This is a genomic window from Vreelandella zhuhanensis (assembly GCF_009793355.1).
GTDB lineage: Bacteria > Pseudomonadota > Gammaproteobacteria > Pseudomonadales > Halomonadaceae > Vreelandella > Vreelandella zhuhanensis.
On sequence record NZ_WTKP01000013.1, the window covers coordinates 1 to 14,960 of the forward strand.

11 protein-coding genes and 1 tRNA gene are annotated in these 14,960 nt (G+C 57.6%); 6 read left to right on the top strand and 6 right to left on the bottom strand.

Annotation, left to right across the window (positions count from 1 at the left end):
- Position 1: 1 nt before the first annotated feature.
- Positions 2-77: transfer RNA gene (locus tag GPM19_RS14385), tRNA-Glu, on the bottom strand.
- A gap of 158 nt (positions 78-235) precedes the next feature.
- Between GPM19_RS14385 and msrB the strand changes: the two genes are divergently transcribed.
- The 4 genes from msrB (at position 236) to htpX (ending at position 3,982) form a co-directional block, all read left to right on the top strand.
- Positions 236-634: a peptide-methionine (R)-S-oxide reductase MsrB gene (gene msrB / locus GPM19_RS14390; RefSeq protein ID WP_160419715.1), complete on the top strand. Its 399-nt coding sequence runs from the start codon at positions 236-238 to the stop codon at positions 632-634.
- A 78-nt stretch (positions 635-712) separates the two neighbouring features.
- On the top strand, positions 713-1,666 hold the full coding sequence (ylqF, locus tag GPM19_RS14395) for a ribosome biogenesis GTPase YlqF (protein WP_160419716.1): 954 nt from the start codon (positions 713-715) through the stop codon (positions 1,664-1,666).
- A gap of 67 nt (positions 1,667-1,733) precedes the next feature.
- Positions 1,734-2,981: a pyridoxal phosphate-dependent aminotransferase gene (locus GPM19_RS14400; protein ID WP_160419717.1), complete on the top strand. Its 1,248-nt coding sequence runs from the start codon at positions 1,734-1,736 to the stop codon at positions 2,979-2,981.
- A gap of 98 nt (positions 2,982-3,079) precedes the next feature.
- Positions 3,080-3,982: a protease HtpX gene (gene htpX, locus GPM19_RS14405; RefSeq protein WP_160419718.1), complete on the top strand. Its 903-nt coding sequence runs from the start codon at positions 3,080-3,082 to the stop codon at positions 3,980-3,982.
- 61 nt (positions 3,983-4,043) lie between these two features.
- Here htpX and pdxB read toward each other — a convergent pair whose 3' ends face one another.
- Positions 4,044-5,219, bottom strand: a complete 1,176-nt coding sequence (gene pdxB, locus GPM19_RS14410) for a 4-phosphoerythronate dehydrogenase PdxB (RefSeq protein WP_160419719.1) — start codon at positions 5,217-5,219, stop codon at positions 4,044-4,046.
- 112 nt (positions 5,220-5,331) lie between these two features.
- Between pdxB and GPM19_RS14415 the strand changes: the two genes are divergently transcribed.
- Complete coding sequence (locus GPM19_RS14415; protein WP_160419720.1) at positions 5,332-5,613, top strand: hypothetical protein; 282 nt, start codon at positions 5,332-5,334, stop codon at positions 5,611-5,613.
- On the opposite strand, the gene GPM19_RS14420 is transcribed toward GPM19_RS14415, so the two are convergent.
- Together GPM19_RS14420 and rlmKL are read right to left on the bottom strand one after the other, a co-directional pair.
- Positions 5,614-5,949, bottom strand: a complete 336-nt coding sequence (locus tag GPM19_RS14420; protein WP_160419721.1) for a glutaredoxin family protein — start codon at positions 5,947-5,949, stop codon at positions 5,614-5,616.
- Positions 5,946-8,213 (bottom strand): bifunctional 23S rRNA (guanine(2069)-N(7))-methyltransferase RlmK/23S rRNA (guanine(2445)-N(2))-methyltransferase RlmL, encoded by a 2,268-nt coding sequence (gene rlmKL / locus GPM19_RS14425; RefSeq protein ID WP_160419722.1) that lies wholly within the window; start codon positions 8,211-8,213, stop codon positions 5,946-5,948. The genes GPM19_RS14420 and rlmKL overlap by 4 nt, the downstream gene beginning before the upstream one ends.
- Positions 8,214-8,544: 331 nt before the next feature.
- Here rlmKL and rmf point away from each other — a divergent pair, with 331 nt between their 5' ends.
- Entirely contained in the window at positions 8,545-8,751 is a 207-nt protein-coding gene (gene rmf / locus GPM19_RS14430; RefSeq protein WP_114487113.1) for a ribosome modulation factor, read from the top strand.
- 89 nt (positions 8,752-8,840) lie between these two features.
- Here the strand turns inward: rmf and GPM19_RS14435 are convergent, their stop codons facing one another.
- A complete protein-coding gene (locus tag GPM19_RS14435) occupies positions 8,841-9,869 on the bottom strand; it encodes a quinone-dependent dihydroorotate dehydrogenase (RefSeq protein ID WP_160419723.1) in 1,029 nt (342 codons plus the stop codon).
- 135 nt (positions 9,870-10,004) lie between these two features.
- Positions 10,005-14,831, bottom strand: coding sequence for an NAD-glutamate dehydrogenase (locus GPM19_RS14440; RefSeq protein ID WP_160419724.1), 4,827 nt, complete (start codon positions 14,829-14,831; stop codon positions 10,005-10,007).
- Between the last annotated feature and the right edge of the window lie 129 nt (positions 14,832-14,960).

Consider the following 14,960-nt stretch of genomic DNA (forward strand, 5'->3'; position numbering starts at 1 on the left):
GTGGCGTCCCATAGGGGGTTCGAACCCCTGTTACCGCCGTGAAAGGGCGGTGTCCTGGACCACTAGACGAATGGGACACTTTTCTGCCTCGTCGAGGTGGCGCGTATAGTACTCAGCGCTTGATTGACTGTCAAGCACTGCGCCACACTGGCGAAGCGATCCAGGATCACGCATGCTAAACCTCAGGCCTATACCGCCCCGCTGTCATGCGCCTTAATGCACGAAGGAGAAACACATGGCCAAGATCAAAAAAACCCCTGAACAATGGCGTGAGCAGCTAACGCCGGAGGCGTATCACGTCACCCGTGAAAAAGGCACCGAACCGCCCTTCAGCGGCAATCATCGCGCCAGCGACGAAATCGGCATCTATCATTGCGTATGCTGTCATGCGCCGCTGTTTGAAAACGAACACAAGTTCGATGCCGGTTGCGGCTGGCCCAGCTTCGACCGTCCTTTGGGCAGTCGCAGCGTGGAAGAACATACCGACGCCAGCCATGGCATGCAGCGCACCGAAGTGCTCTGTTCGCATTGTGACGCCCATCTGGGGCATGTGTTTCCCGATGGGCCGCCGGAAACCACCGGCCTGCGCTATTGCATCAATGATGTGGCGCTTGAATTTCATCCCGGCGAATGACCAGGCATATCTCATAAGCATAGCGGGCGCCATCTGCTAGAATGGCAGCCCGCTTTTTTGTGCTTGCAGGAGAATGCCATGCTCGGTTGGTTCCCGGGACATATGAACAAGGCCCGCCGCCAGATAAAGGAGGCGCTGCCGGAAATCGACGTGGTGATTGAAGTACTCGATGCTCGTCTTCCCTACTCCAGTGCCAACCCCATGCTTGCGGTGTTGACCCAGCATAAACCCGTGCTGAAGATACTGTCGCGGGCGGATCTGGCCGACCCGATACGCACCCAGGAATGGGTCGATTATTTCGATGCCCAGGACGCCACGCGCGCCTTGGCAGTCACCACCACCAACCTGCGCGAACTCAAGCAGATTCCCAAGCTTTGCCATGAGCTTGCCGGACATATTCGCGCCGACCGTGACGTGCGCGTCATGGTGATGGGCATTCCTAACGTGGGGAAATCCACCTTGATCAACGGACTGGCCGGCAGAAAAATCGCCAAGACCGGCAACGAGCCTGCGGTAACCAAGCGCCAGCAAAAGGTGCGTATCGGCGGGCGCGTGGCCTTGATCGATACTCCCGGCGTGTTGTGGCCGAAAATCGAGGATCAAGCCAGCGCCTATCGCCTGGCCGCCAGTGGCGCCATCCGCGATACCGCAATCGAATACACCGATGTGGCCATCGTCACCAGCGCAGAACTAGCCAAACGCTATCCGGAAGCGCTCAAGGCCCGCTTCAAGCTCAAGGCACTCGCACCCTATGCTCCCGTCGAACAACCCCATGGCGTGGACGCAGACGGCCCGCAAAAGCCGGATTTCCTGGCGCTGGCAGGTTTTGATGGCTACGCCATTCTCAAGGAGATTGCTGCTCGGCGTGCTGGCCTGCGCCCTGGCGGTGAAGTCGACTTGCACCGAGGCGCAGAAGTCTTGCTGCATGAATTGCGTGACGGCAAGCTCGGGCGCTTGACGCTGGAAACGCCACAGGATATTCCGGAGCCTGCGCCTCCCGAGCAAGACAATGCCGAGCCTCCCATCGCATAATACGTTGCGCTACGTTGTGTCGGCCCGCCTTGTCGGGCCGCCCCTGGACCCCCTTTGGATACGCTACATGGATACCCCGCAACCCCTCGAATCACAAAAGCTTCGGAAGTCCGATAAACTCGCCAATGTCTGCTACGACATCCGCGGTCCGGTGCTGGATCATGCCAAACGCCTGGAAGAGGAAGGTCAGCGCATTCTCAAGCTCAACATCGGCAATCCCGCGCCGTTCGGCTTCGAAGCGCCGGAAGAAATTCTGCAAGATGTCATGCGCAACCTGGCCACCGCCCAGGGTTACTGTGATTCGAAAGGGCTCTACTCGGCACGCAAGGCGATCATGCAGGAATGCCAGCGCAAGGAAATCCCCGGCGTCGGTGTGGAAGATATCTATATCGGCAACGGCGTATCCGAGCTGATCGTGATGGCAATGCAGGCTCTGCTCAACGACGGCGATGAAGTACTGATTCCCGCCCCGGATTACCCTTTATGGACCGCTGCGGCGAATCTTTCCGGCGGACATGCCGTGCATTACCTTTGCGATGAACAGGCGGGTTGGGCACCGGACATGGCCGATATTCGCGCCAAGGTGACCAGCCATACCCGTGCGATTGTATTGATCAATCCCAACAACCCCACCGGCGCGGTTTACCCTCCAGCCGTGGTGCGTGAACTGCTGGACATCGCCCGCGAGCACAATCTGGTGGTGTTTTCCGACGAGATCTACGACAAGATTCTGTATGACGGCGTGGAGCACATCTCGACTGGCGCCCTGGCCGATGATGACCAACTGGTCATTACCATGAACGGCTTGTCGAAAAGCTATCGCTGCGCCGGGTTTCGCTCGGGCTGGATGATCATTTCCGGGGATATTGCCAAAAAACGTGCCGCCGATTATATCCAGGGGCTGACAATGCTGGCCTCGATGCGCCTGTGTGCCAACGTACCGGCACAGCACGCCATCCAAACGGCACTCGGCGGTTACCAGTCGATCAACGACCTGATCCTGCCCGGCGGGCGCCTGCTTGCCCAACGCGACATTACCTTCGAAAAGCTCAATGCAATTCCCGGGGTGTCCTGCGTCAAACCTCAGGGAGCGCTATATGCCTTCCCGCGGCTTGATCCCAAGGTCTTCAATATTCAGGACGACCAACAACTGGTATTGGATCTGTTGCTGCAAGAGAAAATTCTGCTGGTACAGGGCACCGCCTTCAACTGGCCGGAGCCGGATCATGTGCGCATCGTGACCCTACCCTGGGCCGAGCAACTGGGAGACGCCCTGGATCGCTTCGCCAACTTCCTGTCGCGTTATCGGCAATGAGTTAACGTCATGCCCGAGTTTGAAACTCGAGCGCGGCCGCCGCATCTAAGCCATCGTTTAGACACGGCTTCCTACATGTCCCACGGAGAATGTGCACCATGATGAGAATCCTGCTTTTTCTGGGAACCAACCTGGCGGTTATCATCATCGCCAGCATTACCCTGCGCCTGCTCGGGGTGGAGAGCTATCTGCGTGGGCAGGGCATCAACTTTACCAGTCTGCTGATTTTCTGCTTTATCTTCGGCATGGCGGGCTCGATGATCTCGCTGTTTATCTCCAAGTGGATGGCCAAACGCAGCACCGGCACGGTCGTCATCGAGACACCCTCCAATTCCACTGAAAAGTGGCTGGTGGACACCGTGGCCGAACTGGCCCGCGAGGCAGGCATCAAGACGCCGGAAGTGGGAATATTTCCGGCCCAGCAATCCAACGCCTTTGCTACCGGCTGGAACAAGGATGACGCCTTGGTGGCAGTGTCCGCCGGTCTGCTCAACCGCATGCGCCCGGACGAAGTACGCGCGGTGCTGGCTCACGAGATCGGCCACGTGGCCAACGGCGACATGGTGACCTTGGCACTGATTCAGGGCGTGCTCAACACCTTCGTGATGTTCTTCGCCCGGGTGGTCGCTCATCTGGTAGACAACTTCCTGCGTAGCCGCAGCGAAGGCGGAGGCTTGGGATTTATCGGCTATTTCGTGGTGGTTATCGTGGCGGAAATCGTCTTTGGCCTGATTGCCTCGATCATCGTCGCCTGGTTCTCGCGCTTTCGCGAATACCGTGCCGATTCCGCGGGGGCACGCCTGGCCGGCACCGGTGCCATGGTCAACGCTCTGGCACGCCTGAAAGCGGAAACCCAGATGCCCGACGAGATGCCGGACACCCTGACTGCCTTCGCCATCACCACCGGCCAGACCCGCAAGATCATGGAGCGCCTTTTTGCCAGCCACCCGCCGCTGGACGACCGCATTCGTGCCTTGAAAGAAGCCGCCTATCGTCAATAAGCGGTAACAGCCACGTTGCTTGCCAGCCATTTCCTGAGGATAAAGCCTGCTTATGCAGGCTTTATGTTTGTTGGTTGACTTGAAATCCCGCGGCTTGCAATAAAGACGCCAGTCTCAGGGCCTCCCCGCTCAGATTCACCTTCAATGTCGAGAACTCACGGCGTAGCGGATAGTCGGCTCGGCAGTGATCAAAACCCAGCGTGATTCCTTCCTCATGCATCTGACGCCACAGGCGGTCATGGTCTCTGCGCACGTCATATACCGCACGGACACACAGCCGGAGCGCGTCTTCGGCGTCCAATGCCTGCGCCAGGCTGAGCTCGGCGAGCGCCGGTGGCGGCAGCAGAGCGTCCAGGCTCAACGGTGTGCGGCCGGTCTTGGCGGCAAGCGCTGCGTGAATCATCCAGCTGCCGCGCAGCTTGCCATCCAGGCTGTAACCGGCGATATGCGGCGTGGCCAGCGCTGCCAGATCACGCAACCCGGCATCAATGCCGGGTTCGTGCTCCCATACATCCAGCACCGCACTGATACTGTCCCTGCCTACCAAACCTCTACCTGCCATGCCCCTGCCCACCAGGCATTGGCGAAGCGCCAGCCCATCGATACAATCGCCACGTCCGGCATTGAGCACGATGCTTCCCGGCGCCAGCCTGTCGAGCTCCTGGGCGCCCAGTAGATGATGGGTCGCATGCCGGCCGTCTGGTACCAGTGGCGTATGCAGGCAAATCACATCGCAGCGCTCGAGTAAGGTAGCCAAGCTGTCATAACCGTCTTCGCCTTCCTTCTCCGCCCGTGGCGGGTCACAGGCGAGCGTCGCCACGCCCATGGCTTGAAGGCGCGAGCGTAGCCGGCTACCCACATTACCCACCCCGACGATGCCGACACAGCGCTCTCCCAGCTGCCAGCCTCCCCGCTCGGCCAAGGTCAAAAGGCTCGAAAGCACGTAATCCACTACCGCCTCGGCATTGCACCCTGGGGCACTGGCAAAGGCGATATCCCGCGCCTTGAGAGCGTCGAGATCGATATGATCGGTGCCGATGGTGCAGGTTCCCACGAAGCTGAGCGCACTGTTCGCCACCAGAGCGGCATTCACCGGAGTAACCGAGCGCACGATCAACGCATCCGCATCGCGCACATCCGCCGGGGTTATCTCACGCCCCGGCAAACGCAGCATCTCCCCGAAAAATCCAAAACAGCGTTCAGCCGCCGGAACATTGGCATCGACAACGATTTTCACGGACGACTCCTTGTAGTTTCTTAGCCGTAAATAGGCGGATGTGAATAGGCTTTGGCGCTGGTCGGCTTTACAATAGGCGCGCCTTTCACCTACCCCTGCCCGGAGACATTTTGTGATCGTACGCTGGGAAACCGACCACGACTATGTACTGGTGCATATCCATCAGGATATGTTCGGAGACTGGATATTCAGCCGTGCCTGGGGCCAGATCGGCACCCAGTACGGCGGGCTGAAACATCAACTGGCCGAGCATCACGGCCAAGCCAGGATGTGGCTGGAAGACGAAACCACCATCCAGGCCTCGCGTGGCTTTTGCAAGGTACTGGATGTGGATGACGAGAGTCCCGAGGGCGTCGCGGCCATGCGCCAGCTATCGCTGCTGGACATGCTCTAGCTAGCCCAGAAACCGCCGCCCATGGCGCTGATACGCCGCTTTGGGCGAAGGGGCCGGGGCCGGGCCGGTAAACTTTGCCAGCGCTACTTCATCCAGCCAGCCGCGTACCTTCAACCATTCGCTCAAGCGTTCCAGCTCGAATCCACGGTCCAGCTCTTTCCCCACCTCATCCATCACGACCGGAATACGCATGCCGTAGCGCGCCATCAAGGCCTCGTCGTCGCTGATTTCAATAGGCGACAGTACGACCTCGTCGTTGGCCAGGGTATGAACCAGGGCTTCCAGCTGTTCGCACAGATGACAGCCTAGGGTGGTGTAAAGGCGAAGATGAATCACACCCCCTCCCGATGACGCAGCAGGAACACATGGTGCAGGTTGGTGCGGCGCTGGAAATCAGGATCAAAACTTTTCGCCGATATATCCTCCACCTGGTAACGCTCGGCCACCGCCCCATGCAGTTTGAAACGGCGCTGGTTGTTGGAAAACACCAAGGTACCGCCGGGAGCCAAACGGGCCATGGCCAAGTCCAGCAAGCGCGGGTGATCGCGCTGGATATCCAGGGTTTCCTGCATCTTCTTGGAATTGGAAAATGTCGGCGGGTCCAAGAAGATCAGGTCGAATTGGGTAGAAGCGGTTTCCAGCCAGTGAAAGCAGTCCTCTCGCACCAGGCGATGCTGGGCAGGGTCCAGGTCATTCAGGGCAAAGTTGTCCCGTGCCCAGTCCAGATAGGTATTGGACATGTCCACACTGACGCTGTCGCTGGCACCCCCCAGTGCGGCCTGCACCGTGGCGGTGGCGGTGTAGCAGAAAAGGTTGAGAAACCGCTTGCCGTCGGCCATTTCTTTCAGCATGCGACGCACCGGACGGTGATCGAGAAACAGACCGGTATCCAGATAATCGCGCAAGTTCACCCATAGCCGGGCATCGCCCTCGCGCACTTCAAAACGCTCGCCACTGGCGCCGCGCTTTTGATACTGAGCCTTGCCGGTCTGACGCTCGCGCTGCTTGACATAAATATTGCTGGCATCCACCCCCAAGGCTTCAGGCAATACTTCCAGGGCGTCGTAGAGGCGCTTTTGCGCTTGGGCGGGATTGATCGAACGCGGCGGCGCGTATTCCTGCACATGGACACGGTCGAGATAGCAGTCAATCGCCAAAGCGTACTCAGGCATGTCGGCGTCGTACAGGCGATAGCACGTCTCACCGCTTTGCTTGATCCATTTCTTCAGCCGCTTCTGGTTCTTGCGCAAGCGATTGGCAAACATCTGGGCGCCTTCGCCTGGCTCTGCAGCACTCTCTCCTGGCTCGCCTTCCGCTATTTCTTGGGTCGCTTCTTTCATCCCCACGCTCAGGTTTTCACTCACATCTTGCGGCATGCTTTTTGGCGACGTTTGCACGGCCTGCTCGGAGGTATCGGGAATATTCATGAGCAGCAGCTTGGCATCCAAAGGCCCGTTCTTTAGCGCGTACTGCTTATGGGCACGCAAGCCGAGGCGATGCCCCAAGTCAGGGTTGCCAGTGAATAGGGCAAGCGTCCAGCCGGGAAATTCTGCCTTGACGCGCTCACCCAGCTTTGCATAAAGCGTGACCAGCTCGGGTAATTCACCCAAGCGTTCACCATAGGGCGGGTTGGTAATCACCAGTCCCCGGTCAGTGTCTTCCAGGGATGCGGGACGCTGCAGTTGCGTTAGGCTTGCCCCTTCAAACTGGATCAAGGCAGGAATGCCTGCGCGCATGGCGTTGGCATTGGCGGCTGAAAGTGCCGTCGGGCTCTGATCGAATCCGAACAGTGGGGACTTGCAGCGCTTGCGCCCAAGGCTGGCACGCTCTTCGGCCTGTTTCTTGACGTCTATCCAGACATTTTCCTGATGCCCGGCCCAACCGTGGAAACCGAAACGCTGGCGCGCCAGGTTGGGGGCGACATCCGCCGCCATCATTGCTGCCTCGATCACCAGGGTGCCGGCACCGCACAGTGGATCAAGCAGGGCTTCGCCTGCTTCGGCCCGCTTGGGCCAGCCAGCTCTTACCAGCAAGGCGGCGGCAAGGTTCTCCTTCAGCGGCGCATGGCCCACCTCACGGCGATAGCCACGCCGGTGCAGGCTTTCCCCGGAAATATCTATACCCAGGGTCAGGTTGGCGCGATGCAGGTTGGCGTAGAGACGTAGGTCGGGCATTTTCAGGTCGATATCGGGACGTGGCTGGCCAGCCAGCTGCAGGGCATCCACCACGCCGTCCTTGACGGTCTGGGCGCCGAAACGGGTATGGCGAATCTGGTCGCTGCGTCCGTGAAAATCCACTGCAAGGGTGCGGCCCGGCACCACATGCTGCGCCCAGTTCAAGGCCGCAGTTGCCATGCGTAGCTGTTCCGGGGACTCCACCATCGATTCGCGCACCAGACACAAGATGATGCGATTGGCTAACCGGGACCACAGGCAGATGCGGTAAGCCGTTTCCAGGCTAGCGGTAAAATAAACGCCGGCGACGGTGGTCTTTCCAGGTGTGGCACCTAGGTCGGTGAGTTCATCGGCCAGGAGAAGTTCGATGCCTTTGGGGCAGCTCGCCAGCAGATTCAGAGGGGATTCGTGGGTCGGCTCGGTCATGGTATGTGTGGCGGCTCGGCGCCTATTCCTATTTATAACGATTAAGTTTACGTCTTATGACAATTTGGGGGTCGACAAAGGGGACCATAATGAGCTAACAATAACAGGGTAGCTACACAAAACGCATGCGTTCCTTGTCACGGTAACGGTATGGTTACCGCTGGCCAAAATGGGTACTTCATAGCCGGTCATTTCCGCTAGTATAGGTACCTTCTCTTGAAAGATAGCTCTTGAAATAAAAGCAGCAGTAGAGGCAGTGCTTCAAAAATCCAGCACGTCGAAACAGGCTTTTATTTTTAAAAAAACGGCTTTCATGATAAGAGGTTAGCCAATGAAACGACAAAAACGTGATCGCTTCCAGCGTGCTTATGTTCACGGTTATAAGGCAGGGCTTACCGGTCGTTCCCGCGATGATTGCCCCAGTCAAGAGGTCAATCTTCGCGAATACTGGATGAGTGGTTGGCGTGAAGGTCGGGGAGACCAATGGGATGGAATGACCGGCGTTTCCGGCATCCATAAAAACCCCATGGTCATGTAACCGACTCAGCCACCTTTCATCTTTTAATTGGCTCCATGCCTGGTTGAGTTGTGCACCTAGCCCGCGTTTTCGCGGGCTTTTTGATGCTATTAAGCCTCCTCCTTGTCTTTCTGGGCCAATGCCTTGGCGCACTCCTGAACAAGTTTGGGGCCACGATAAATCAACCCCGAATACAGTTGCACCAGATCCGCACCGGCCTCGCGTTTGGCTAACGCTGCTTCCTTGTTATCGATCCCGCCCACCCCGATGATCGGAAGTGTCGGCAGGTGGCGTCTCAGTTCACGAATGACGGTATTGGATGCCTCGAGCACCGGCCGCCCGGATAGCCCGCCCTGCTCTTGGGCATGTTCCAGGCCAAGTACTGCCTCGCGTGACACCGTGGTATTGGTGGCAATCACGCCGTCCAGGGCATTGTCACGAATACTTTGAGACACCAGTTCGACTTCTTCCGGCGTCATGTCCGGGGCGATCTTGATAAGCAGCGGCACGCGCCGCCCGCTTTGTTGATCCAGCCGGGTGGCTTGTTCACGCAGTGGCTCCAACAGCGCATTGAGTTGCTCACCAAACTGCAACGTGCGCAACCCCGGGGTATTGGGGGATGAAATGTTCACGGTGATGTAACCCGCCACCTCATGTACCTGGTTCAAGCACACCAAGTAATCATCCAAGGCACTTTCCACCGGTGTGGTCAGGTTTTTGCCGATATTGATACCTACCACGCCGGTATAACGGTGCTTTTTCACCTGGGCGACCAAATGCGCCACGCCGGCGTTATTGAAGCCCATCCGGTTGATGATGGCACCCTGCTCGGGCAGACGAAACATGCGCGGCTTGGGATTGCCTGCCTGCGCCTTGGGGGTCACGGTGCCTACTTCGACGAAACCGAACCCCAAGGCGCCGAGTGCATCCAGATGGTCGGCATTCTTGTCGAGCCCCGCCGCCAGACCTACCCGGTTGGGAAAGGTAAGTCCCATCAAGGTGACCGGGTCTGCGATTGCCTTGCCTGCCAGGCGCTGCACCAACCGCAGCCGATGTAACCGATCCAAGGCACTCAGGGTCGTGTCATGAGCGGTTTCCGGATCCAGGCGAAACAACAGCGAACGGGCCAATGCGTACATAGATGCTCCAAAGCAGGCGGGCGACAAATAACGATGCGCGGCGAGTATAGCGTAAAGCCGCATAACGACGAACCCCGCGCTCGGTAACGAGCACGGGGTTGAGGTTGCCGAGAACATCCGGCCATTGCGGCAGTGCTAGCTTTCGCTATCGCTCTCGGCCAGGTCCACCAGCTCGCGTACCGCGACGGCAAACAAGGCAAAACCGCCTTCGTTACCGCTGCGCACCTCTTCGATCAGGCGGCACCAGCGCTGATGCAAGTGAGCATGAAGCGCCAGCCATTGCGCCACCCTCTCCTGAGTGTCGCGATTTCCGGCCTCTAGTTTGAGCACGCTACTGGTAAGCGCCAGCTGTTGACGATCGATATCGTCGCGGAACGTTTCCCGCGCTTGCGCCTGCCAGCTGTCACGCACATCCAGCTCGGTGACCTGCTGAATCATCCACGGCAGTTCCAGGCGACTGCCGATTTCGTAGAACACCTCCGCCACTCGCTGAGGTTTTTCATTGGTCTGGCGTGCCGTCTGAATAATACCCAGCCCGGCATAGAGGCTCGGCGCAGCCGCCACCGAGGCAGCCAAGGTAGCCGGGGCACCGGCCCCGAGCAGCTGGTCACGGCGCTGCTCCCAACGCGCCTGTTCTTCGCCACGCAGAAGCTCACCGATATCTTCCTGCAATTGCCCCAGACGCGGGCCAAAGTACTCGATGGCCTCCCGAGTCGCAAGACCCAGATGTTGACGCAGGAACCAGCGCGTCGCGCGGCGCAACATCCGCATCACATCCAGCATCATGGAATACTGCACCTGGCTTTCGACCTGATTGTCCAAGGCTTCGATCTGCTGCCAAAGCTCGGATAAATTGAAGCTGTCGCGGGCCACGATATAAGCACGGGCGATATCGGCGCGCCCCGCCCCCGTGGAATCCATCAAGCGACGAGTGAACACGATGCCCATGTGGTCAACCAGGTCATTGGCTACCTGGGTCGCCACAATTTCACGCCGGAGGCGGTGATCGTACATCTCGGGCTTGAAGCGCTCGACCAGCACCTTGGGGAAAATGCGTTCCAGGTAGCGGGTAATGATCGGATCATCCGGTACTTCCGAGGCAATCAAGTCGCCTTTCAGGGTGCTCTTGGCATAGGAGATCAATACCGACAATTCCGGCAATGTCATTCCCTGGCCGCTTCCGGCACGCTCCTTGATCACTTCATCGGTAGGCAGAAATTCCAGTTCACGGTCAATTTGACCCGTGGCTTCCAGCTCGCTGATGAAACGCCGGAAAGGCCCGATGCTTTGACGCGATAGCAGAGCCGATAAATCCAGCGCTTGAGTCTGGCGATAATTATCCCTGATGACCAAGTCAGCGACTTCTTCGGTCATGTCCGCCAGGAGCTGATTGCGCTGCTTCTCGGTCATGTCACCGCGCTTGACCACTTCATCGATCAATATCTTGATATTGACCTCATGGTCGGAGCAGTTGACCCCACCTGCATTATCGATGAAATCGGTATAGAGCAGCACGCCTCGCTCAGCGGCTTCCATGCGCCCACGCTGAGTCAGGCCCAGGTTGCCGCCTTCGCCGACCACTCGACAATTGAGATCGGTGCCGTTAATGCGCAAGGCGTCATTGGTCTTGTCGCCCACATCGGCATCGCTTTCCTCGCTACTTTTGACGTAGGTTCCGATACCGCCGTTCCAGATCAAATCCACCGAGGATTTGAGCATGGCACGAATCAATTCATTGGGAGAAAGGTGGGTTTGCGTAATGCCCAAAGCACTTTGCATCGGCTTGGTAATCGCGATGGATTTGGCGCTGCGACTGAAGATACCGCCGCCTTCGGAAATCAGTTCACGGCTGTAATCATCCCAACTGGAACGCGGCATGTCGAACAGGCGCTTACGTTCCGCAAAGCTGGTTTGCTCATCCGGGGTGGGGTCGACAAAGATATGCAGGTGGTTGAACGCCCCCACCAGGTGAATCTTGTCGGAGAGCAGCATGCCGTTACCGAAGACGTCACCGCCCATGTCACCGATGCCCACCACCGTGAAGGGCTCTTGCTGAGTATCGATATTCAGGCTGCGGAAATGACGTTTGACCGACTCCCAGGCACCACGAGCGGTAATCCCCATTTTCTTGTGGTCGTAACCATTGGCGCCCCCCGAGGCGAAGGCATCCCCCAGCCAGTGGCCGTACTCCAGCGAGATTTCATTGGCAATATCGGAAAAAGTCGCCGTGCCCTTGTCGGCGGCCACCACCAGGTAGGCATCGGCTTCATCATGACGCACCACGCTCGGCGGCGGCACCACTTCACCGCCCACCAGGTTATCGGTTACGTCCAGCAGTGCCCGAATGAAGGTCTTGTAGCAGATGATCCCTTCGCGTTGCAACGTATCGCGGTCAGGGTTTTCCGGCATGCGTTTGCATATAAATCCACCCTTGGCGCCCACCGGCACGATCACCGCATTCTTGACTTGCTGTGCCTTGACCAGACCCAGCACCTCGGTACGGTAATCCTCATGGCGATCCGACCAACGCAACCCACCGCGTGCCACCTTGCCGCCACGCAGATGCAAGCCTTCGACCCGGGGCGAACACATGAAGATTTCATACATCGGGCGCGGCTTGGGCATCCCGGTGACTTTGGAGGGCTCCAGCTTGTAGGCGATGTAATCCTTGGGTTCACCGCTCTTGGTCAATTGATAGTAATTGGTACGCAGCGTAGCCATTATCAATTCTATAAAGCGACGAATCAGTTGGTCGTCGTTCAAGCTCGCTACGCTATCAAGCTGTTCATGCAGACGTGCCAGGCAAACCTCGGTATTCGCCTCTTGCTGAGATGGATCAAAACGCAGGCGAAACAGCTCTACCAAGTTGCGAGTAATATCGGGGTGGTTGGCCAGCGTGGCGGCAATGTAGTCCTGGGACATACCGAAACGAATCTGCTTCAGATAACGTGCGTAACCACGCAGCATGGCGACTTCTCGCCATCCCAGATTGGCGCCGATGATCAAGCGATTGTAGGCGTCATTTTCGGCTGTTCCCGACCAGATATGCCGGAAGGCCTCGACGAAGGAATCACGCATTTCACTCAAGCTCACGCTCACGCTACGGCTGTGCTCAAGTTCAAAATCATGAATCCAGTAACGCATATGGGTTGCATCGATTTCATAGGGCCGCTCACCCACCACTCTCAAGCCCAGGTTTTCCATCATCGGCAACACATCGGAAAGCGGGATCGGGGTCTGCTTATGAAACAGTTTGAGATTGACCCCACCGCCTTGCTCTTCCAGTGGCCTATATAACGACAAGGACAGGTCTTCGCCGCCATCCAGTTCCACTAGGTGCTGCATATCAAACACTGCGGTACGCGCACCGTAATCATCGCGATAGCTTGCGGAAAACGCATCGCGAAAATCATCCATCAAATGGTTAGCTTGTTCTTCGCCGAACCCCTCGATCATCGCGGCATGCAGTTCATCTCGCCAGCTGCGCGCCAGCTGCGCCACCTTGGCTTCCAGGCGCTTGAGATCGAAATCTTTGGGCGTTTCGCCATTGAAGCGCAATACCAGCTGAATGCGTGCCAATATCGATTCGGAGAGGTAGGTGTTGAAGTCGCCAAAACTGGCATCCAGTTCTTCACACAGCATATTTTGCAAGCGTTGGCGCAAGTCGGTGGAAAACACATCACGCGGCACGAACACCAGGCAGGAATAGAACTTACCGCTGAGATCAGCGCGAATGAACAACCGCACCTGCCGTCGCTCACGGATATTGAGAATCCCCAAGGCGGTGCTGGCCAGCGACTCGGTATCGATATGGAAAAGATCGTCACGGGGAAAGACTTCCAATACCTGCAAAAGCTGCTTGCCGTTATGCCCCTGCGGGTTGAAACCGGCAATGTCCATCACCGCCTTGAGCTTGCGCCTGAGTAGCGGAATATTGCGGGGCGATTCGTTATATACCGTGGCGGTGAACAAGCCGAAAAAGCGCCGCTCGCCAAGCACGTTGCCTTGTTCATCATAGCGGTCGACGGTGATGTAATCGGGATATGTCGGGCGATGTATCCGGGAATGATGAGCACTTTTGGCAAACGAGAGTAGCTGCGGCACCACGACATAGCCGTGAGTATCATCGATCCCTTCAGAGGTCCGAATGCGCTCGCGGTAACGCGGCTGGTTCAATCGGAACACCCCCAGCACACTCGACTCATCGCGCTTTAGCTCACCTTGCTCAAGCACATATTCGTCGTACCCCAACAGGGTAAAATTATCCTTGAGTAGCCACTCAAGAAAGGCAATCGCTTCTTCATGGTCATCCGGATCGACCTGCGGAGGGCAGACCCTTTCAGTTTCCTGAATAGCCGCCCTGATACGCTCACACATGGCGTCGTAGTCGCGCACGGCCGTGCGCACATCTCGCAGAACCTTGTGTAGCTGAACTTCGATATCATGCAGCGCGGAAGGATCGGTATGGCGGTCGACCTCGATCACAATCAGGGATTCCCGCATCGGCGGGGCATTTTCATCACGTGGCGAGGCCAAAGCTTGCAACTGGTATTGGCTATCACGCTCCACCGCCAATACCGCATTCTGAATGGCATGTACCGTCAAGCCATGGCGATTAAGCTCAATACGTACCGAGTCGACTAGAAACGGCATGTCCTCATGCAATACTGCCACGAAGGTATGCGTGGATTGCCAGCCATGCTCTTCGAAATCAGGATTGAAGACGCGAACCTTGGGCTTTTCCGGGTCATGCCGTTGTAAAAACTGCCAGACCGAAAGGGTCGCGCCATAGAGGTCATCCAGGCGGCGATCGATAAGGTCTTCGACCGGTACGGTGGCATAGAAATGACGGGCAAACGCCTCAATCGCAGCAGCGCGAGGGGCATCCAGGCGGCTTTGCAGACGTTCACGCAACTGCTTGAGTATATCTTGCCGGCTTTCTTCGATTGCAACGTAATGCATCCATCACCTCGACTGCCTGGGCCAGTAATTTGGCCGAAAAACACATGACAACAGGCCATTGGCCCACTTTGAACTCTAGCTTACTCTAGTGAGTCGCCACACCCTAACCCCTGCCATCTTGCTCATAAC

Coding starts and splice junctions, on each gene's coding strand:
- GPM19_RS14435 (WP_160419723.1), bottom strand. CDS start 9,869: ATGTACGCATTGGCCCGTTCGCTGTTGTTTCGCCTGGATCCGGAAACC.
- htpX (WP_160419718.1), top strand. CDS start 3,080: ATGATGAGAATCCTGCTTTTTCTGGGAACCAACCTGGCGGTTATCATC.
- GPM19_RS14440 (WP_160419724.1), bottom strand. CDS start 14,831: ATGCATTACGTTGCAATCGAAGAAAGCCGGCAAGATATACTCAAGCAG.
- GPM19_RS14400 (WP_160419717.1), top strand. CDS start 1,734: ATGGATACCCCGCAACCCCTCGAATCACAAAAGCTTCGGAAGTCCGAT.
- msrB (WP_160419715.1), top strand. CDS start 236: ATGGCCAAGATCAAAAAAACCCCTGAACAATGGCGTGAGCAGCTAACG.
- ylqF (WP_160419716.1), top strand. CDS start 713: ATGCTCGGTTGGTTCCCGGGACATATGAACAAGGCCCGCCGCCAGATA.
- rmf (WP_114487113.1), top strand. CDS start 8,545: ATGAAACGACAAAAACGTGATCGCTTCCAGCGTGCTTATGTTCACGGT.
- rlmKL (WP_160419722.1), bottom strand. CDS start 8,213: ATGACCGAGCCGACCCACGAATCCCCTCTGAATCTGCTGGCGAGCTGC.